Source organism: Pseudomonas sp. LBUM1643 (assembly GCF_059716215.1).
Genome location: NZ_CP166813.1, coordinates 2,284,693 through 2,305,182 on the forward strand (window position 1 = coordinate 2,284,693; position 20,490 = coordinate 2,305,182).

A 20,490-nucleotide genomic window follows, 5' to 3' on the forward strand; every position below is an offset into this window, starting at 1 on the left:
TTGAATTCCCCTTTGATCAACTGGCAATCGGCCGAACCCACCGAAAAGCGCACCATGGCTTCGCAACTGGAAGAACGGATTCGCCAGGACATCATCAATGGCCAATTGGCTCCGGGCATTCGCCTGCGTCTCAAGGAATTGTCCGAAGCCTACGATGTCGGTGTGATTCCGCTGCGTGAAGCCTTGTCGCGCCTGGCCAGCAGTGGCTTTGTATCTGCCGCCGATCAGAAAGGTTTCAGTGTCGGCCGTATCTCTGCAGCAGAAATCGCCGACATCACCGCCGCGCGATTGCACATTGAATGCAAGGCGCTTGCCGATTCGATTCGTCAGGGTGATGTGGAGTGGGAGAGTCGTGTTCTTGCCGCTCACCACCGACTGGATCGCCTGACCATCGTCGAAGGCCCGGAGCGACTGCTAAAACCCGAGTGGGAAAAAGCTCACGAAGTATTCCACCAGGCGCTGATCTCCAGCTGCAATTCACCGACATTACTGCGGCTGTGCTCGTCACTGCGAGACCAGACAGCGCGCTATCGTTTTCTGTCGATGCACTATGCCGACAGCAGCGCACGTGATGTGCCCAACGAACACCGTCAGTTGATGGATGCTGCGCTGGCCAAAGATATCGACAAGGCTTGCGAATTGCTGTCCAGTCACTATCAGACCACGACCGACTCGGTGCTCGAACACGCACTACTGGGATAGCGGTGCCGTTCTCTCGATCAAGTTTTGTTGCGAAGCCTGGTGTGCCACAGGTTACGTAGATAAAACTAAATGACCGACATTTATCATTTGTGAGTGACCGCTGTTGGCTGATTTCTGCCGGGCACGACAGGCCGAAATCGACCTCACGCAAGCGCTCAGCGATGTCTACAAAACTTTAAATCTGACCTATGGGGTCGGCAGTGATCCAGAGGGGGGTGGGCTGGAAAAACATCATCGACTCGGTCGTTGGGTGCTCTTAGGTTGAGGACAGCACGGCGCTGAGCCGATCGCCCAGCAGGTTCCAGGCGCGTTTCTTCTCTTCGGCATAGTCGTGATGCAGGTAGTGGCGTCTCACCCGAGAACCCGCCAGCACATGGTTTTGGCAGCGATCTATCACGTCCAGGCTGACCCCCAACGCCTGCATCATGGTCGCGCCCGTGCGCCGTAGGTCATGCGGTGTCCAGTCGCCGTTCTGGCCGTCGGCAAGCACCAGCGTGTCATCATGACGCCGTCTGGAGAGAGCCTTGCGGTTTTTGAACCGGGCCTGACGGTCACCGACCTGCTTGCTCACCACTTTCACGTCCACATGCCCATCATCCTGCTTGTTGGGGAAGCACCACTGGGAATGTCCCGTCAGGCTCTTGAGTTCCTGAAAGAAATGCAGGGCGAAGGGGGAGAGGAAGACATGGTGGTCCTGTTTCTTGCCGCGTGTGCCTTTGACGTTTTCGCTGGGGAGGAACCAGGTCTGCTGGTCCAGATCGACATTTTTCCATTCGGCCTGGAGCAACTCGCCAATCCGGCACAGCGTGCCCAGGCTGATCCAGAGTGCGAGTTGGGTTTCTTTCTTTAGCGGCCGTATGCCGTCGTATTTTTGCCCGGCGGGGAGGGCGTTGTAATCGGCGGTCATTTGCTGGAAGCGGTTATGCAGTTCCAACAGCTCAGCCGGTGAAAGGATGCGGCTTCTTTCGGCCTCGTAGTCGGCTGGGATGAGAGGGGAGATGTCGACCAGTTCCGTCGGATCACCCTCGATCAATAAGGCCCGCCAAGGTTGGCGCTTTCTAGCCCAGCTAAACATCTGGGTGAGGTCGGCGAAGAAGCTGATGGCTTGCCGGTAAGCGCCGCGGTTGACCACGGCCCGGATCAGCGCCCGAACATCGTGTTCTGAAACATTGTTCACCGCTGTCTTGCCAAGTGCGGGTAAAAGGTCCTTGTTAAAGCGTCGTTGCAACTCGGCATTGCCGTCTTTGCGCGCCACGCCATCCAACAGCCAGGCCTTGGCCAGATCCTGGACGGTCAGTGTTTTCACCTTCGTCGTTTTTACTTGTTCAGCCTCTACGTTAGCAGCGGCGTATGCCTGTGCCTTGGCGGTTTTCTTGTGCTCGTTGGGATTGATTTGCTCATCAATAAGCGCGCGAGCCTGATTTCGAGCCTTGCGAATGTCCGTCAGAGATTTGCGCGGCCAGGACCCGCAGGCGTACTCTTTGTTCTGGTCGCCCCAGCGATAGCGATAGAAAAAGCTGACCGACACGCCGTCCTTACGCACGGAAATTCGACCGGCGAGATTGCCATCCTCCCGAAGGATTCGGCCGGCATCGTTGGCGGTCAGCGACTCGAGTTCTTTGATGGTGATTTTGGCCATAAAATGGGTTCCCCCTACTTTTACCCCCACAAAAACGTCGGCTCTTTATGGACGTTACTGGACTTTCGTAGAGCAGAACATCGCTGGAGCTCAAGTAAATACTCGCTTAGAAAAATCCAGAGTAAAATTTTGGAAGCTTTCAAGAAGTATGAAAAAGGAGATGGGGTGCTAGGGGTCGAGTGTTCGAATCACTCCGTCCTGACCATATAATTCAAGGGGTTGCGAGATTTTATCTTGCGACCCCTTTTTATTTTTAGGGGTTTTTACCCCCACAAAACGACTAGCTCTCGGTGGAATCCTCACCTCATTTGGAGGAGATGGGCGCAAGATTCTGTAAGGCACGGCGCTGAAGTCGAATTGGATGCCAAGGAGCTTCAGGCTGTGGTACTTGGTTTGCCTTGGCAACGCGTCGGCGCCGGTGGCGTCATCTCGGTGCTCTAAGCCAGTGATAACCTCTAGCCCGCGCAATTGGCCCATCAGTCTGTTGTCGCCCTAGCTCTCTCTGGCAAAATCGGCGGCAAGACTTCGCTGCAAATCTCGACAATCTGAACCCTGAAGAACTGCGCCCCCTGACGGCGCAGTTGATGCAGCGCGTCGAGACGATGGACAAGCAGATCAACCATCACAAATCGGTCAAAGAGAAACTGGCCCACGAGATCACGCTGCTCAATCGCTTCAAATTTGCCAAGCGCAGCAAGTAATTGAGCCCGGATCAGGCCAGCTTGCTCGACGACTTGATCGACACCGATATCGCCGCTATTGAAGCTGAACTTGAGGCGCTGCAACCGGCAGCAGTCGAAGCCAAAGTTCGCCAGCAGCCCAAGCGCGCGGCGCTGCCACCGCAGTTTCCTCGTACGCTGATCCATCACGAACTGGACAACAGCCACTGCCAGTGCGGCTGCACCGTTAAGCGCATCGGTGACGATGCCAGCGAAAAGCTCAACTAGACGCCCGGCGTCTTCACCGTCAAACGCCATATCCGCGGGAAAAGGGCGTGTGAACAGTGTGAAACACTGATCCAGGCGTCAGTACCGGTGCATGTCATCGGCAAGGGCAGACTGACGGCGGGCCTGCTGGCCCGTCATTGCTCAATAGGATTCTCACCAGACCCGACGAGCTTGAGGGCTCACTTACTGGTGTATTTCAGTGACAGACATGGTGAAGACCAGCCGGGATCTACCTGCATTGGCGTAGGAGTGTGGAACGTCCGTTTTTGCCACTGCGGAGCTTCCAGCAGGGATGACTAATTCGGTTTCCCCGACAACACATTTCAGTGTCCCTTTCTCCACATGGAACAATTCAAGTGTGCCCTGAGGGTGTGCTTGTGACGAAAAGGATTCACCTGGGAACATTTCCCAACGCCACAACTCAATCATGTTGGGCCCTGTCGTTCCTGCAAGAAGCCGGGCTGTCCCACCCAGATCACCGGTCCAGAGAGTAGGGATCTCCTGACTGTCGATAATGTGGGCAGCAGGGGCGTCCGTCACATTGACGATGTCTGCAACAGAAAGCCCCAGCGCTGCGGCGATTTTGCAAAGGATGCCAATGCTCGGGTTAGCCGTACATTTCTCAATTTCGACGACCATTCCTTTACTCACGCCTGAGCGACGGGATAGCTCATCCAACGTGATTTTCTGATTCTTTCGTGCCTGTTTGAGCGTGCGCGCAACTGCCAGGCTCACAGTCTGAGCATCAGCGCCAGGCGCGGTCGATATACCGGTATTTATGGTCATTGTTGATGATCATGAGAAAAAGATGAAAGGGATTCTCGACGCTTGCCGCTAGTGTCGTCAATCTGCTCTGTAGTTATGTCTGATCAGTCAGGTCGATATATTGACTTTTTTGGTCGCCAGTGGCTAGCATGAAACGACATGTGGATCACTGGAGATTTTTGATGCTGTCCGTACTGCCGTTAATTGACCAAACAGTTGCAGAGCTGGCACCGGGCTTCAGGGCGCTGAGCATCGTAGTGCGGGCTGCGCCCCTCACCAACCCTGGCGTTGCTCAAGAGGCCTTGGATCGCGCTTGCCTGTCAGTGTTGTCAGATGGACCCGGCTGGGGAGAAGCCCATCTGGCAGCATGGGCAGAGACCTTTCGAAAATTCGGGGCTAAGCCGCAACGTACGCCTTGCTCAGCCGAAGCGTTGCGCAAGCGGGTTTTGCGTGACGGCAGCTTGCCGAGCCTGGATCCCATAGTTGATCTCTACAATGCCATCAGTATCGAGTACGCGATCCCAGTAGGCGGGGAAAACATAGACGCCTATGTGGGCTCGCCGCAGCTCGTGGTCGCAGATGGCACTGAGCCTTTTGACACCATGAAAGTAGGTGCTGCAGCTTACGAGTATCCAGACGCCGGCGAAGTGGTATGGCGTGACGATAGAGGCGTGACATGCCGTCGTTGGAATTGGCGGCAAGGTGTCAGAACACGGCTGAGCGCTGATGCAAAACACATGTGGTTCATTCTGGAAAGTTTGCCGGCGATGCCTCTCGAAGCGCTGACGGAAGCAGGTGACAAGCTTATCGAAGGCCTGCAACTGATGATGCCAGGCGTTCAGATTGAAAGCTCACTGATTGGTCCTGGAGCCAATCAGTCAATAGACGAAGCCATGGAGTCATGAATGATGTTTACCGGCCTTAGTGCATTTCCTTTGACGCCTATGAATGAGCAAGGTGTGGATGAAAATGCCTTTACTCGTCTTGTTGAGCAACTGGCAGCAGCGAATGTCGACTCCATCGGTGCACTCGGATCTACCGGTAGCTATGCGTATCTTTCTCGGGCTGAGCGCTCTCGCGTTGCGCAGTTGGCAGTAGAGGCAGCGGGCAATGTGCCTGTCATGGTCAGCATTGGATCGCTACGCACGCGTGACGTGCTATTGCTGGCCGAGGAGGCACAAAAGGTGGGGGTCAAAGCCTTGTTGCTGCCACCTGTTTCCTATCAGAAGCTATCTGCGGAAGATGTCTTTTCGTTGTATGAAACGGTCACGGCCAATATCTCAGTTCCGCTATGTGTCTATGACAATCCCGGTACCACCCATTTCGAATTTACTGACGAGCTGCATGGGCGCATTGCCGAGTTGCCATATGTGAGCTCAATCAAAATCCCTGGCGTTCCTGAGGCACCCTATCTTGCCAAGGCACGCGTGGATCGTCTTCGAGAGCTGGTTCCGAACCACGTTACGATCGGGGTGAGCGGTGATGTCTTTGCAGCTGTCGGCATGAATGCTGGCTGTGACGCCTGGTACTCCGTCATGGGAGGGCTGTTCCCCAAGACGGCGCTAGCGATTACGCGAGCGGCATTGTCTGGTGATGCCCATGAGGCCACACGCCTTTCTGAATGCTTAAAACCACTCTGGTCGTTGTTCAGGCAATTTGGAGGTAGCTTTCGTGTCGTGGCGACTGCCGCAGAGCTTCGTGGATTTACCCAGCATCCAAGCGTGCCCCTGCCGCTCCGAACGATAAGTGGTGAAGGGCGTAAGCAAATTGCCGCGGTGATCGACGAGCTCGAACTGAACTGAGCCTGGCTTCTTACGTAGAAGGAGGACGCCTGCCCACCATGTTCCATGAGGCAGGCGAACAGGTTTCTAGCGTTTCAAAAACGTTGTGAAGTGGTCCTGGTGATCCTGCAGGATCTCGCGTGGCAAGATAGTTCCGATACCCCCTCGATGTTGCAGACCGTGGGAAAGCACATGCGCCAGGATTTGCTCCTTCGTCATGTTGCCTGGCTTCCCGTCCTTGAAAATAAACGCCACTGGACCAGACAACTCCATTGCGGTGACTGTTTTGGTGTAGTCAACAAACCATTGATTCGCTATGGAAAATTGTTCTTCTAGCTGAGTCAGGTTCGGCGGTTGGTCAGTCACGACGGAGTCAAATTCGTCTGGGTTTCCTTGCAGTCTGGCGATGAACAGCTGATCAACAATGTTGATGTGGCTGAGCCAGTACGTCGCTTTCGCCATTTCGTCTGGATAGGATTTCGCCGCCGGGGCTTTCAAGCATTTGAATAGCTCCTCCTCAGACCATGCCTTGTACTGGTAAAGCGAATGCAGAAGGTTCTTGGCACACATGGTTTTCTCCCGGATTTCTAAACTGACAGATGTCTTGTGCTATTCGATGAGGTAGCGCCAAAGGCCTCTTTGCGTATGGCTGAAAAAGGCTATTGGACAAATGGAATAGTCACTATATTGACTTTTATAGTCAATGGACGGAAGCTGGATGGCAAGCGATTTAAATCGTCGCATTGGATTTCAGCAGAGCACCGCCAGAGAGGCGGCTGGCTCAAAGATTGCGAGAGGGTGTCTCAGATTATGAAATACGTCAGCACGCGGACCCCTGGCAAAACATTCGAGTTCAGTGACGTGCTCATGGGCGCGTATGCACCAGATGGAGGGTTGTTCGTCCCTCTCAAGGTTCCTCGCTTCAAAAAGGAGGATCTCTCCAGGCTGGAATGGCTTCCTTTCCATGAACTGGCGCGCCATGTGATTGAACCGTTTATGGGTAGCTGGATCCCTCAAGATCACCTGTCTCAGATTCTCGAGGAGACGTTTGAATGCTTCAAAAGCAAAGCGGTTGCACCGCTTTACCAAACGGCGAGTAATGAGTGGATATTGGAATTGTTTCATGGGCCAGCAGGCGTCTATCAGGACTTTGGTCTCCAATTGATGGCTCGCCTGGTTGAGCACGGTTTACTGAAATCTGGAAAGAAAGCGCTTGTTGTAGGTTGCACCGGTGGAGACACAGGTGCTGCTGCTATAAAAGCTTTCTCTGGTATGCAAGGTGTGACCGTAATTGTGCTGCATCCCTCCAGAGGAATAACGGAAGAGCATAGACGCCGCTTATTGAGTACGGGTGAAAAAAACATAGTTAATGTTGCTGTCGAAGGGGATTATTCTGATTGCCATCGCCTCTGCGAACAGTTCTTCAAGCACAATAACGAAACGCAGCAGCTGATATCGTTCAATTCCGTGAATTGGATTCGAGTACTTGCACATCTTTCCTTCTATTTTTATTCGGCGCTTCAACTAGGGGCACCTAACAGAGAAGTTGCCTTCAGCGTACCCTCCGGGAATTTTGGTGCGCTGTATGCGGGCTACATTGCCAGGGAAATGGGGTTGCCGATCCGGCAATTGATCGTGGCCACCAATGCCAATGCGGGGTTGCATAACTTTCTCCAAACTAATCTCTACAGTCGTAATGAAATTCGCATTACCAATACCCCTAGTATGAACGTTTCACTGGCCTCGAATTTTGAACGTTTGCAATGGAGTATTCTTAACCGGTGCGGAGAAAAAGTAGCCCGAAATATGGAGTTATTAGAGGGCGAGGGTTCGATTCAGTTAGAGCAAGACGAATGGTTGGAGGCGCGTAAACTTTTCGACTCTCTGGCCGTGGAGGATTCGGATGCTTTCAGGAGCATTCATGAGGTGTTTGCGCAGAGTGGTTATCTGGTCAGTCCCAACACCGCAATTGGCCTGCGAGCTGCTCGTGTCAGCAGGCGCAGCTTGCTTATTCCGATGATCTGTCTGGCGACAACACGCCCATCGAAGAGTGCTGTAGTGACTGATGAATCAGACGCGCTGGGTGTCATCAAAGGGATCGGTGCTCCTCCTAGACCCGATTATAGATGCGTTTCAATTCCTAACGATGTTGGCGCACTTAAGCAGCTCATCGGGACGTTGTCCACAGACCCGGAGTCTCGCTCGTTATAAGTTTGGAGTTAGAGATGAAACGTGTTTTAGATAAAGTTGATGAGAAAATATTGGAAGAGCTCACGCGTAACGCGCGGCTTGCTCATAATGATATTGCAATGAAAGTTAACTTGTCCCGGAATGCGGTCAGGCTGCGGATTGAAAGATTGGAGCGCGATGGATACGTCAGGGGCTATACGATCATTAAAGGTATGCCCTCCACGGATGCCGGACCCATCAACGCGTTAATTTTCGTTTATCGTAAAGACAGGATGCGTGATGCTGAAGTTGTCCGTTCTGTTGTAGCAATACCTGAAGTCATCTCGTGCAATGTGATGAGTGGCGATCTTGATATTGTATTGACGGTCGAGGCTATGAGTTCAGATCGTATCCACAGGGTCTGGAGTGAAATCTCAGCGCTGCCAGGGGTTCTAAATACTGTGACTTCCTTCGTTTTATCCTGCACCAAGTAGTGTGGATAAAGCAAGGTGCGCTGCCGAACGAGCATTTTGCTCGCAATTACGTTCTGTTTGCCATATTCGTGAAAGTGCGTTGGCGACTTACTATTTCAGCACCAAAACATAACAATGAGATCTTTGTCGTGACTGAATATAAAATTGCTCTGCTTGGCTTCGGTGGCGTCAATCGCGCCCTCACTCAGCTAATCGCCGATAAGAACTCGCGCTGGGCGAATGAATTGGGTTTCAAACTGAAAATTGTCGGTGTCAGCGATCTTTATCTTGGCTCAATTATCAACAAAGACGGTCTGGATGCACATGAATTGGCCGCGGTACCTGCCGCCAAAGGTGGTTTCAGAACCTTGCCCGGCGGCAGTGCTGAGCCAGCTAACGAAACGGTCATCCGCTTCTCGGGTGCAGATATCGTTGCTGAGGCAACGTACACAAACCCCGTGGATGGGGAGCCAGCCACTACGTTCTGCCGCTGGGCTTTGGAGAAGGGCGCCAGCGTTGTGACCACCAACAAAGGGCCGGTGGCACTGCATGCTGATAGTTTGAAAGCGCTTGCAGAAAGCACCGGCGCCCGCTTCGAATTCGAAGGCGCGGTGATGAGCGGAACGCCGGTTATCCGTTTGGCCAAGGAGTCCTTGGCCGGTTCGGAAATCAACGGTTTCAAAGGGATCCTCAACGGTACGTCCAACTTTGTCCTTTCCAGCATGGAAACTGGTCTGGACTTCTCCGAGGCTGTCGCAAAGGCGCAGGAGTTGGGTTATGCCGAAGCTGATCCAACAGCGGATGTGGAAGGCCATGATGTACGTCTGAAGGTCGTCATTTTGGCGAATGAACTGCTGGGGGCAAAGCTCAAGCCTAGTGATGTCCTTTGCAAGGGTATTTCTGAAATTACCGCCAAAGATATTGCTGAGGCGACTAAAGCCAATGCCCGGTGGAAGCTTATCGGCAGTGCAGAGAAACGGAGTGATGGCTCGATCTCGGCCTCTGTTAGTCCTCAGTTATTGCTATCCAATGATGCACTCTGCGGTGTGAGTGGAGCGACCAACGCCATTACGTTTGATACCGCCATTCTCGGCCCTGTAACCGTGGTGGGCGCCGGTGCCGGTCGCTTTGAAACTGCCTTCGCCTTGCTCGCCGATATTGTGAGCATTCACAAGCACAAAACCCAGTCAGGTAAGTAATCATGAATAGCTTGAGTCTCTCACTCGCTGCTGATTATAAAGCCATTACGGTGCTTAGCCCGTTTGACGGTAGCAAGGTGGGTGAGGTGGCAGACATCCCTGCTTCATCAGCCACCACGATAGTCGACACGGCTATTTCGGGTGCCTTGATTGCCAAGGATCTGCCGCGACATGAACGTGCACGCATATTGGAAAAAGCTGCGTTCTCGGTTGAACGCGATAAGGATGCCTTTGCCAAACTGATTGTGGCTGAGTCGGGCAAAACGCTGAAGCAGGCGAGAAAGGAGGTGTTGCGCTGCGTTAATACCTTGAAGTTGTCGGCTGAGGAAGCCAAGCGTAATGCCGGCGAAGTGATCCCTTTCGATGCTTATGTCGGATCCGAATCTCGCCAGGGATGGTTCACTCGTGAGCCCCTTGGTGTAATCGTCGCGATCACGCCTTACAACGATCCCCTCAATCTAGTCGCACATAAACTTGGGCCAGCAATTGCGGGTGGAAATGCGGTTGTACTCAAACCGTCTGAGCTCACACCGCTATCAGCGATCAAGCTGGTGGATTGTCTTATCGATGCAGGCCTACCTCCAGTTGTTGTGACAGTCGCCACAGGAGGTGCTGCGCTGGGCAAGGCCTTGGTCGCGCACCGGGCGGTACGTATGGTTTCGTTCACGGGTGGCTTCGTCACGGGTGAACAAATCTCGCGTACAGCCGGGCTCAAGAAACTGGCGATGGACCTGGGAGGAAATGCCCCAGTCATCGTGATGGCCGATTGTGATTTGAATGAAACAGTCGACTCGTGTGTGTCGGGTGCTTTTTGGGCTGCCGGCCAAAATTGTATTGGTACCCAGCGGATTCTGATTGAGGCGCCGCTCTACGAAGCATTCAAAACACGCTTCGTTGAGAAAACCAGCCAGTTGATCGTGGGTAATCCTGCAGATGAGCAGACGGATGTCGGCCCGATGATTACTGAGGCGTCAGCCAAGCACACCGAGGAGGTGGTGAATGACTCCATCACGAAAGGCGCGACCTTGCTGTTTGGCAATGTACGCAACGGATCGCTGTATTCGCCCACTGTCCTGGAAAGTGTCGACCGGCACTGCAAGCTGTGGTGCGAAGAAGTGTTCAGCCCTGTCGTGATACTCCAGAGCGTAGGTTCCCTGGATGAGGCCCTGACGCTCGCCAATGAACCAGACTACAGCCTGCATGCTGGGATCTTCACCAGTAATTTGAATGTTGCGCTGAAGGCAGCCAAACGGCTTGAGGCTGGCGGCGTCATGATTAACGACTCCTCGGATTATCGATTCGACGCAATGCCTTTCGGTGGTTTCAAGTACGGGAGCATGGGCCGTGAAGGTGTGCGTTTCGCGTATGAAGATATGACGCAACCCAAAGTGGTTTGCATTAACGGCGTGAGTGGGAACTAAACAAGTCGCTCCTGTAGGGCTTGAAGCTTCAGCGTGATCCTTGGCGAGACTCTTCTGCCTTGAAGAGTCTCGTCCAGAATAAAAATAAAAGGTAACAGAGATGAGTATTAGCGATTTAAATCCTGCGCCAGAGCAGGCATCCCGTGTCGCTCGAAGAACAGACTTCAGCGCTGAGGAATCGGGTTACCAACAGGTGCTCAAGCCGCGCCAGGTTCAGATGATAGCCATTGGTGGTGCGATTGGCAGTGGTCTTTTCATGGGCGCTGGAGCGCGTCTTGCAGAGGCGGGGCCTTCTCTTGTTTTTGTCTTCGCTATATGTGGCTTCTTCGCCTGGTTCATTATTCGAGCTATGGGCGAGCTGGTGATGTACAGGCCTTCATCAGGTTCTTTTGTTTCTTACGCTCGAGAATTTTATGGTGAGAAATGGGCGTTTGCAGTTGGTTGGATGTACTGGACCGACTGGGTGATGGTGGCTATTGCAGACCTTACTGCTACCGCGCTCTATCTGAACTTTTTCAAGTCCTATGTACCCTTTATGGGGGACATTCCGCAGTGGTTGCTTGCACTTGCCGCGTTAGCGCTCGTCACCGCGATCAATCTGGTGTCGGTAAAGATTTTTGGCGAACTCGAGTTCTGGTTTGCCCTTATCAAAGTGGCTGCGTTGACTACGTTTCTGGGTGTAGGCGTGTATATGGTTCTATTTGGCACGCCACTCCCGGGACATGAAGTTGGATTCAAACTCATCGCAGACAATGGTGGATGGTTTCCTGCAGGGCTTTTGCCCGCAGTAATCATGATCCAAGGAGTGGTATTTGCCTACGGAAGTGTGGAGTTAGTCGGTACTGCCGCGGGTGAAGCCCAGGATGTCGCCAAAGTCATGCCTAAGGCCATTCGCGCAGTGGTGTTCCGCATCATTGTTTTCTATGTAGGCTCCATACTGCTATTGGCAATGCTGCTCCCACACACTGCATATTCAGCAGGCGTAAGTCCGTTTGTAACCTTTTTTGGATCACTGGGAATCAAGGGCGCGGATGCCATTATGAATATGGTCCTGATCACGGCGGCCGTTTCTTCTCTGAACGCGGGTATCTATTCAACCGGTCGAGTACTCCGTTCCCTGGCAATCAGCGGTTCAGCGCCTGGTTTTCTGGCGAAGATGAACCGTCAGGGTGTTCCATTCGCCGGCATCATGCTGACAACAGTTGCGTCCCTGATCGGGGTCTTTCTGAATGCAATTGTTCCGGGGGAAGCATTTGAAATTGCGTTGACCCTCACTGCTGTAATGCTGATTGGATCATGGTCAACGATCATTTTGTGCCAAATCAAGCTCTTCAAATATGCCCAGCTTGGGGAGTTGGAGCGACCGCAGTTTCGTATGCCTTTTGCTCCGTACAGTGGTTACGCCACGCTTATTTTCTTTGGTTTGGTGCTGATATTGATTGCGATGGATTATCCGGTTGGGACGTATTCAATTGCTTCGCTGCCAATCTACGCTGCGGTGTTGGTAGTCGGTTGGTACATGGTACGTGGTCGTGTGCGTGCGATTGAGTCTGGTGCACTGGTATTCGATGAGAACCAGGATTTGGTTCCGGCCGATCAGGCCCTCCACCACTCGCGTACTCCACTTCAAAATTGAACAAGCAAAACGACAATGCACTTTGGAGGAATATACCCATGCGTCCTGACAAGAAAAATCTCACCACGCTTTCTGCGGCAACACTGGCTGTTCATGGGGGCAACGTAATTGACACGACGACTGGCGCGGTGCGTACGCCATTAGTCATGGCCAACTCCTATCTACTGCCGGATGATCCTTCGACAATGGATTGGTCCAGCCCAGATGGCCTTGTGTATACCCGGAATCAAGGGCACAACCAAGTGTGCCTGGAGAAAAAGCTCGCAGCGCTGGAGGGGACTGAGTCTGGTGTTGTGTTTGCAACCGGCGTAGCTGCGTTGCATGCAGTGTTTTTTACTTTTTTGAAAAGTGGTGACCATGTCCTGGTTAGTGATGTCACCTATGAAGCCGTATGGCGGTTGTTCGCCGAACTTCTACCTGAACGCTATGGTATTGAGGCAACGTTTGTGGATATGGGCGATCTGGATGCTGTCCGGCAGGCATTCCGGCCCAATACAAAGCTGCTTCACACTGAAACGATCGCGAATCCTACGACCAAGGTAGCGGATATCGCTGCCTTGGCCGAGATTGCGCACGCTCAGGGCGCGTTGATCTCTGTAGATGCAACGTTTACACCGCCACCCTTTTTCCGCGCCAGTGAGCATGGTGTAGACCTGGTTGTTCATTCGTTGACCAAATACATTAACGGTCATGGTGACTCAATGGGTGGTGTGGTCTTGGGTTCTACCCAGATGATGAATCACATCAAGCACGACGCACTGGTTGACCTTGGCGCAACTATCTCGCCGTTCAATGCCTGGTTAATCATGCGGGGCTCAGTCACGCTGCCTTTGCGTTTGAAGCAGCACCTGAGCAATGCGGAAAAACTGGCCATATATCTCGAGTCAGATGACCGTATTGCCTATGTTTATTACCCGGGGCTAGCCTCTCATCCACAGCATGAATTAGCTCAGCGGCAATTTGCCGGTCGTGGTTTTGGGGCGATGATGGCCTTCGCAGTGAAGGGCGACCCTGACACCCAGAATCGCTTTGTTTCTAACTTGCGCATTATCACTTCTGCCGTTTCGCTGGGGCATGATGAAACGCTCATTGTTCATGTGGGAGCAGAGGGGCGTGGTGGCTTCGATAAGTATCCCAAGGAGTTTCAGGAGTACGGCCACTTGCGTTTGTCGGTCGGGCTCGAGGACGCTGATGACCTGATAAAAGATATTTGCTTGGCCTTGGATGAAACTTTCAAGTTGATCTGATCATTAGTTGTAGTGTTGTGGCGTCACGCAAACAGGGTTTGGTCAACCCGTCTTTACCCCCGTGCACGCGGGGGTCTTTTTAATTCGATGATGAGTTTGCCATGTTGCGCCGGGTCTCCTCCGAAGCGCAAAGCGATCTATTTATTAATAACTTTTTAAAGGAGTCTAATTGTGGCTTGGATAAGTTTGATTGTTGCAGGATTGCTGGAGGTGGTATGGGCGTTTTCGATGAAGCAATCTGAAGGCTTTACGCGTGTAGTACCCACTGTCGTGACATTAGTTATGGTGGTAGCCAGCTTCGCCCTGCTCTCGTTCTCGATGAAAAGTCTTCCACTCGGTACCGCCTATACGATTTGGACAGGTATCGGGGCGGTTGGCGCTTTTTTGGTGGGCATCGCTTTCCTCGGAGAGCCTGCCAGCATGTTGCGGGTTGCTGCCGCAATTTTAATCGTCGGCGGTCTGTTGATGATGAAATTGGCCTCAGCATAAAGGCGCGAGCATTTTGCTCATGAGATTGATCAATTTGCCATATTTGTTAAGTCATAGTATTCAGGTAATGTTCAAGTTGAGGCGATCGCCTCAAAAATAACTTACAGAGTTATGTGTTAAAGCTGTCAAGCTCTTACTGCCCTTGAATCCAATTACAATACCTAGGGATGTACATATGAATTCGCTAAGAAAAATGTGTTTTATAGTGCTCTTTCCACTGTGCTTGAATGTGGCGTGGGCCAAAGACTACACAACGCTGCGCTTTGGCGTAGACGCTAATTATGCTCCATTTGAGTCCAAGGCGGCCGATGGCAGTCTGAAGGGATTCGACATTGATTTAGGTAATGCCATTTGTGCCAAGCTTCAAGTTAAGTGCATCTGGGTTGAAAGCGATTTTGATGGTTTGATCCCTGGCCTGAGAGCGGGCAAGTTTGACGGGATTCTCTCGTCCATGACGGTCACTCCTACGCGTGAAAAAGCCATCGATTTTTCTAACGAGCTGTTTTCCGGGTTTACTTCCTATGTATTCAAGAAAGGATCGGGACTGAGTGAAGATGTATCCTCGCTCAAAGGCAAAACGGTCGGTTACTTTCAGGGCAGCATTCAGGAAGCCTATGCAAAAGCCGTGCTGGACAAAGCCGGTGTAAAGATTCAGTCCTATCAAAATCAGGATCAAGTGTATTACGACCTGGTAGCAGGGCGGCTGGATGCGTCTATCCAGGACACACTGCAAGCCAAGCTTGGCTTTATAAATTCGCCGCAGGGCGCTGCCTACGAAATCAGTTCGTCAGTTGACAGCCCTTTACTCCCCTCGAAAACAGCGATCGGCATTGCCAAGGGCAATGCTGAACTCAAGGCGCAGCTGGATAAAGCGATCCAGGCGCTACACAACGACGGCACCTACGATTCGATCCAGCAGCAACATTTCGGCGATCTGAATCTCTACAGCGGCAAATAAACCCCTGACGCTCATCCGCTGGATGGGCGTTTATCGCTATAGGTTGCTGATCATGTTCGAAACACTATTAAGCGCACTGGGACTTTCTGCATTCAGCATGAAGGGCTTTGGCCCTCTGCTGTTGGAAGGCGCCTGGATGACCGTCAAGCTGTCTATTGCGTCATTGATGCTCAGCGTGTTGTTGGGTCTGGTCGGGGCCAGTGCCAAACTCTCCAGCGTCAAAGTGCTGCGTTTGTCTGCCCAGGTGTACACCACGCTGATCCGCGGTGTGCCGGACCTCGTGCTGATGCTGTTGATCTTCTACAGCCTGCAAACCTGGTTGACCCTACTGACCACCTCACTGGGCTGGAGTTACGTCGAGATCAATCCATTTGTTGCTGGAATCACGACCCTTGGATTTATCTATGGCGCCTATTTCACCGAAACTTTCCGTGGAGCAATGCTGGCAGTGCCCCGTGGCCAGGTTGAAGCAGCCACCGCTTATGGGTTGAGTCGCACTCAGCGTTTTCGTTTTGTGGTTTTCCCTCAAATGATGCGATTCGCCTTGCCGGGTCTTGGCAACAACTGGATGGTGATTCTCAAAGCCACTGCACTGGTGTCAATCATAGGCCTGGCTGACTTGGTGAAGGCCGCCCAGGATGCGGGAAAAAGCACCTACCAGCTGTTCTTTTTCCTGGTGCTGGCTGCTTTGACGTATCTGGTCATCACCAGCATCTCCAATTTGGTCCTGCGCTGCCTGGAACGGCACTACGCAGTGGGTTCACGGGAGGCGGTGCGATGATCGAACTTCTACAGGAGTACTGGAGGCCTTTCTTCTACAGCGATGGTCAGCAGATAACCGGGCTGGCCATGACATTGTGGCTGCTAAGTGCCTCACTGTTCATCGGCTTTATTGTGTCGATTCCGCTGTCCAACGCTCGAGTGTCGCCCAGGTTTTATGTGCGCTGGCCGGTGCAGTTTTACACCTATCTGTTCAGGGGGACGCCGCTCTACATCCAGTTGCTGATCTGCTACACCGGGATCTATAGCCTGGCTGCCATACGAGCGCAGCCGGTGCTTGATGCTTTTTTTCGCGATGCGATGAATTGCACCATTCTTGCCTTCGCACTGAATACTTGCGCCTACACCACGGAGATATTTGCGGGGGCTATTCGCAACATTGCCCATGGCGAAGTTGAGGCTGCGAAAGCTTACGGCCTCTCAGGTTGGAAGCTCTATGCGTTTGTGATCATGCCATCAGCCTTGCGTCGCTCGCTGCCGTATTACAGCAACGAAGTCATCCTGATGCTGCACTCGACCACGGTGGCGTTTACCGCAACTGTGCCGGACATTCTTAAAGTCGCCCGCGACGCGAACTCCGCGACCTTTTTGACCTTTCAATCGTTTGGGATTGCGGCACTTATTTACCTGGCGGTGACCTTTGCACTGGTCGGCCTGTTTCGAATCGCCGAGCGTCACTGGCTGGCTTTTCTTGGTCCGACTCACTGAGCCCAGTATCTGACACTGCTGCTCCAATCCGCGTTAGAGGATGATTGCAAACATGTACAAATTGACTGTTGAAGGGCTACACAAAAGTTACGGTAGCCATGAAGTACTCAAGGGCGTTTCCCTGCAAGCCAAAACAGGCGACGTGATCAGCCTGATCGGCGCCAGTGGCTCTGGAAAGAGTACTTTCCTGCGCTGCATTAATTTTCTCGAAACACCCAACGACGGTGCCATGAGTCTGGATGGCAAACCGATCTGCATGGTTAAAAACCATATGGGGCTGCGCGTGGCGGATGACAGTGAATTGCAACGATTGCGCACCCGCCTGGCCATGGTGTTCCAGCACTTCAACCTGTGGGGCCACATGACCGTGTTGGACAACATCACCATTGCACCACGGCGGGTGCTGGGTGTCAGCAAAAAGGATGCGGAAGATCGTGCCCGGCGATACTTGGAAAAGGTCGGGCTGCCGGCCCGTGTTGCCGATCAATTCCCTGCGTTTCTCTCTGGTGGTCAACAGCAACGGGTAGCCATCGCTCGCGCACTCGCGATGGAGCCTGAAGTCATGCTGTTCGACGAGCCTACATCGGCGCTGGATCCTGAAGTGGTGGGCGAAGTGCTGAAAGTCATCCAAGGGCTCGCAGAAGAAGGACGGACCATGATCATGGTGACCCATGAAATGGGTTTTGCCCGCAAGGTCTCGAACCAACTGCTGTTTCTTCATCAGGGTCTTGTCGAAGAGCAGGGCGGGCCAGAAATTCTGGATAACCCGCGCAGCGAGCGTCTGCAACAATTTCTGTCCAATGGACTGAAGTGAAAAACCTTCCGTATGAATAGTGGAAGTAAAGCCCTGAGGACTTTTGAAACTTTGGGGCGTATCGACGAGGCAATCATTGATGTGCTGCGCCACAACGGGCGCATCACTTATAGAAAACTCGCCTCACTTGTGCATTTGAGTGAGAGCCCTTGCCAGCAACGTGTACGTAAGTTGGAAAGGCTAGGGGTCATTCGTGGTTATGGTGCCTTCATCGATGAGCACAAGCTTTCACCTGGTTTATCTCTGCTGGTGCTGGTTGGATTGGCTGATGGCAAGGGGCTCGCCGCGCAAAAGGCGTTTGAAGCCGTAGTCGGTGCTTGCCCGCAGGTCATTGAGTGCCAACTCATCAGTGGTGCGCTTGATTACTGTCTGCGGATGCGTTGCCGGGATATGGAGCATTTCCGCTTGCTCACTGAACGTTGGTTGGAGAGTACTGAGCTGCATATTGAGAAACTGGCGGCCTATCCAGAGTTGGCCGTTATCAAGCACTCATCGACGCACCTTGGCATCGAATAACAACTACAACACTCCCGGTCTTCGGATACCACATGATGATTGCCAACCTGAAGTTCAGTCATAAGGTACTGCTTGCTGCATCGCTCGTCGTCGTCGCAGCGTTTTCCCTCTTTACGCTGTACAACGATTCGATCCAGCGCAAAACCATCCGCACGAACCTTGAAAACCACCTTGAAGAAATGAGCAAAATCACGGCGAGTAGCGTCCAGAGCCTACTACCGGCCAGTTGATGATGACGATTGCGACGCCGGTAAGCCGTGACGGCCAGACGCTTGGGGTGGTGGGAGGAGACCTGACACTGGATACATTGGCAACGATCGTCAGCTCACTCGATCTGGGCGGAATCGGATATGCCTTTTTGGTCAGTGCCGATGGCAAGGTATTGGTCCATCCGGACAAAGATAAGGTGATGACAACGCTGAGCGAGATCTTCCCGCAAAACCCTCCTACTCTCAGTACCCATATCAGTGAGACTGAGCAGGAAGGGGAACCTCGGATTTTGATGTTCTCCCCGATCGAGGGGTTGCCCTCGGTGAACTGGTACATCGCTTTATCGATCGACAAAAATAAAGCCTACGCAGCACCGACGGATTTTCGTATCTCGGCTTTGTTGGCCGCGTTTATAGCGGTAGTCGTCACGCTTTTACTGCTGGGTCTACTGATCAGTGTGTTAATGCGGCCGATTAAGGTGATGGGTAACGTCATGCGCGATATCGCTCAGGGAGAGGGTGATCTTACCCGATGGTTAGGGATTCACTCACGCCGGTCACAGGGTCTTCGGGGATTCCGGCACCTGGGGCGAAGTAGCGCGACGAAGTCGTACGTTTCGCCGGCAGCCGTGATCACCACACCGACCTGCCCCAGTTGCGCAAGCGTGTTGAGGTCCGGTTGATAGGCGCGAACATCCCTCTCGGTGGCAACCTGAATAAACACGTTCTCAAAGTTCTTGAAGTGACTGACGGCATTGTCGCGAAGCCGCGGAGCGATGCTATCGGGCAATTGAGTGGGGTGTTCCGGCTCAATGCATGGCAGGTCCAGCAGGTATTCGTTTCCCAATGCCTGCACTTTCAGATCACCCACTCGGGTGGAGAAGCATAACGGGCTGGGCACATCGTATCGGTTATCAATATATGGGCGGTGGCCAGCGTTGCGTGGCCACAGAAATTAACTTCAACAGTTGGGGTAAACCAGCGTAGCGCCCAGTGGTCTCCGGATGGCTTTACAAATGCGGTCTCTGCCAAGTTGTTTTCATTGGCAATCGATTGCATCAGTTGATCGGGTAGCCAGTCCTCCAGCAGCAGAACCGCCGCTGGATTACCACCGAATACGGTCTCGGAAAAAGCATCTACCTGGAACATTTTGAGCATCATACGCATCTCTTTTTATAATGACTTAAAGGTCAATATACCGACTGTACGTGAGCCGGGGGAATGCTATTTGTTTTCTGCTCGTTGTTTCAACTGCGTGAGAGCAGTAGCTTTATCCCTGCTGCACCGAACACAAGTGCAAGGGTTCCTTCAATCCAGCGCCGAGCCTTGCGGTAGCCTCGAATCATCGGTGCAGTGGAGAAGACAATCGCGTAGCCACAGAAGATTGTGATGCTCAATACGGCGCAACCGGCCAAGATAATTGCGACCGTCGTTGGGGTGGCTTCAGGGCCCAGGCCGAGGGTCATGGTTGCGATCCAGCCCAGCAGCGCCTTTGGGTTTGTGAGGTGCATGAGCAGGCCTCGTCGGTAGAGACTGAAGCCCGAAACAGTTGGCGCAGCAGCCATCATTTGTTCGATTCGCTTGTCAGAGGCAAGGGCAGAGCGGCCGGCTTTGATAGCGAGAAAAATAAGGTAGATTCCACCGATAATTTTCAGTGCGAAAAGCGCCTGTGCAAACTGCGCCAGAATGGCTGAAACGCCCGTGGCGGCCATTGAGCCCCAGAAAAAAGAGCCGCTGATTACACCGGCCGCCAGCAGCAACGCAGGCTTGCGTCCCTGGTGCATCGCGACGCCCATGATTCGCATATTGCTCGGCCCTGGGCTGGCTGCTCCGACGATGTATGCGGTAAACACGAGCAGCAGGTGATGAAAATCAAATGACATTGGTAACCCCTAAAACATACATTCCGGTCAGCAGCTTAAGTCTTTGCAACATGCCCGTCATTTCGTTATTCACTTAGATCCTCCGATCGAGTGGTTCAAACGCTGATACTCCGTGCAGCACTTAGCCAACTGCCGGCAGTTCAACGAGGGGGCG

Annotated in this window: 20 protein-coding genes and 2 pseudogenes; 17 read left to right on the forward strand and 5 right to left on the reverse strand. The window is 52.8% G+C overall.

Features of this window, described 5'->3' with window-relative positions:
- On the forward strand, positions 1-702 hold the full coding sequence (locus ACA063_RS10340; protein WP_497440967.1) for a GntR family transcriptional regulator: 702 nt from the start codon (positions 1-3) through the stop codon (positions 700-702).
- A 256-nt stretch (positions 703-958) separates the two neighbouring features.
- On the opposite strand, the gene ACA063_RS10345 is transcribed toward ACA063_RS10340, so the two are convergent.
- Positions 959-2,341, reverse strand: coding sequence for a tyrosine-type recombinase/integrase (locus tag ACA063_RS10345; protein ID WP_497666501.1), 1,383 nt, complete (start codon positions 2,339-2,341; stop codon positions 959-961).
- Positions 2,342-2,886: 545 nt separating this feature from the next.
- Here ACA063_RS10345 and ACA063_RS10350 point away from each other — a divergent pair.
- Positions 2,887-3,420, forward strand: a pseudogene (locus tag ACA063_RS10350) (IS66 family transposase zinc-finger binding domain-containing protein); the annotation flags it as partial.
- A gap of 51 nt (positions 3,421-3,471) precedes the next feature.
- On the opposite strand, the gene ACA063_RS10355 reads toward ACA063_RS10350, so the two are convergent.
- On the reverse strand, positions 3,472-4,074 hold the full coding sequence (locus ACA063_RS10355; protein ID WP_497665756.1) for a helix-turn-helix domain-containing protein: 603 nt from the start codon (positions 4,072-4,074) through the stop codon (positions 3,472-3,474).
- Positions 4,075-4,235: 161 nt separating this feature from the next.
- On the opposite strand from ACA063_RS10355, the gene ACA063_RS10360 reads away from it, so the two are divergent.
- A complete protein-coding gene (locus tag ACA063_RS10360; RefSeq protein ID WP_497666502.1) occupies positions 4,236-4,958 on the forward strand; it encodes a B3/B4 domain-containing protein in 723 nt (240 codons plus the stop codon).
- Positions 4,959-5,855, forward strand: coding sequence for a dihydrodipicolinate synthase family protein (locus tag ACA063_RS10365; RefSeq protein ID WP_497665757.1), 897 nt, complete (start codon positions 4,959-4,961; stop codon positions 5,853-5,855).
- Between the two features lie 66 nt (positions 5,856-5,921).
- Here the strand turns inward: ACA063_RS10365 and ACA063_RS10370 are convergent, their stop codons facing one another.
- The gene (locus ACA063_RS10370) at positions 5,922-6,404 is read right to left on the reverse strand and encodes a DinB family protein (RefSeq protein WP_497665758.1); all 483 of its coding nucleotides are present in this window, start codon (positions 6,402-6,404) and stop codon (positions 5,922-5,924) included.
- 75 nt (positions 6,405-6,479) lie between these two features.
- Between ACA063_RS10370 and thrC the strand changes: the two genes are divergently transcribed.
- The 13 genes and pseudogenes from thrC to ACA063_RS10435 form a co-directional block, all read left to right on the forward strand.
- Complete coding sequence (gene thrC, locus ACA063_RS10375) at positions 6,480-8,045, forward strand: threonine synthase (RefSeq protein WP_497665759.1); 1,566 nt, start codon at positions 6,480-6,482, stop codon at positions 8,043-8,045.
- Positions 8,046-8,059: 14 nt separating this feature from the next.
- Positions 8,060-8,497 carry an Lrp/AsnC family transcriptional regulator gene (locus ACA063_RS10380; protein ID WP_497665760.1) on the forward strand — a complete coding sequence of 146 codons (438 nt, stop codon included), beginning with the start codon at positions 8,060-8,062 and terminating at the stop codon, positions 8,495-8,497.
- Positions 8,498-8,625: 128 nt separating this feature from the next.
- Positions 8,626-9,675: a homoserine dehydrogenase gene (locus ACA063_RS10385; protein WP_497666503.1), complete on the forward strand. Its 1,050-nt coding sequence runs from the start codon at positions 8,626-8,628 to the stop codon at positions 9,673-9,675.
- Between the two features lie 2 nt (positions 9,676-9,677).
- Positions 9,678-11,096, forward strand: coding sequence for an aldehyde dehydrogenase family protein (locus ACA063_RS10390; protein WP_497665761.1), 1,419 nt, complete (start codon positions 9,678-9,680; stop codon positions 11,094-11,096).
- Positions 11,097-11,196: 100 nt separating this feature from the next.
- Positions 11,197-12,732: an amino acid permease gene (locus tag ACA063_RS10395; protein WP_497665762.1), complete on the forward strand. Its 1,536-nt coding sequence runs from the start codon at positions 11,197-11,199 to the stop codon at positions 12,730-12,732.
- 38 nt (positions 12,733-12,770) lie between these two features.
- Positions 12,771-13,979 carry a trans-sulfuration enzyme family protein gene (locus ACA063_RS10400; protein WP_497665763.1) on the forward strand — a complete coding sequence of 403 codons (1,209 nt, stop codon included), beginning with the start codon at positions 12,771-12,773 and terminating at the stop codon, positions 13,977-13,979.
- Between the two features lie 171 nt (positions 13,980-14,150).
- Positions 14,151-14,468, forward strand: coding sequence for a DMT family transporter (locus ACA063_RS10405; protein WP_497665764.1), 318 nt, complete (start codon positions 14,151-14,153; stop codon positions 14,466-14,468).
- Positions 14,469-14,661: 193 nt separating this feature from the next.
- Entirely contained in the window at positions 14,662-15,426 is a 765-nt protein-coding gene (locus ACA063_RS10410) for a transporter substrate-binding domain-containing protein (RefSeq protein ID WP_497666504.1), read from the forward strand.
- A gap of 52 nt (positions 15,427-15,478) precedes the next feature.
- The gene (locus tag ACA063_RS10415; RefSeq protein WP_497665765.1) at positions 15,479-16,207 is read left to right on the forward strand and encodes an ABC transporter permease; all 729 of its coding nucleotides are present in this window, start codon (positions 15,479-15,481) and stop codon (positions 16,205-16,207) included.
- On the forward strand, positions 16,204-16,914 hold the full coding sequence (locus ACA063_RS10420) for an ABC transporter permease (protein ID WP_497665766.1): 711 nt from the start codon (positions 16,204-16,206) through the stop codon (positions 16,912-16,914). Before ACA063_RS10415 ends, ACA063_RS10420 begins: the two co-directional genes overlap by 4 nt.
- A 52-nt stretch (positions 16,915-16,966) precedes the next feature.
- Entirely contained in the window at positions 16,967-17,728 is a 762-nt protein-coding gene (locus tag ACA063_RS10425; RefSeq protein WP_497665767.1) for an ABC transporter ATP-binding protein, read from the forward strand.
- Positions 17,729-17,740: 12 nt separating this feature from the next.
- Entirely contained in the window at positions 17,741-18,244 is a 504-nt protein-coding gene (locus ACA063_RS10430; protein WP_497665768.1) for an Lrp/AsnC family transcriptional regulator, read from the forward strand.
- Positions 18,245-18,279: 35 nt separating this feature from the next.
- Positions 18,280-19,019, forward strand: a pseudogene (locus ACA063_RS10435) (cache domain-containing protein); the annotation flags it as partial.
- A 292-nt stretch (positions 19,020-19,311) separates the two neighbouring features.
- Here ACA063_RS10435 and ACA063_RS10440 read toward each other — a convergent pair.
- Positions 19,312-19,614: a PhzF family phenazine biosynthesis protein gene (locus ACA063_RS10440; protein WP_497665769.1), complete on the reverse strand. Its 303-nt coding sequence runs from the start codon at positions 19,612-19,614 to the stop codon at positions 19,312-19,314.
- Positions 19,615-19,700: 86 nt separating this feature from the next.
- A complete protein-coding gene (locus ACA063_RS10445) occupies positions 19,701-20,336 on the reverse strand; it encodes a LysE family translocator (RefSeq protein WP_497665770.1) in 636 nt (211 codons plus the stop codon).
- Between the last annotated feature and the right edge of the window lie 154 nt (positions 20,337-20,490).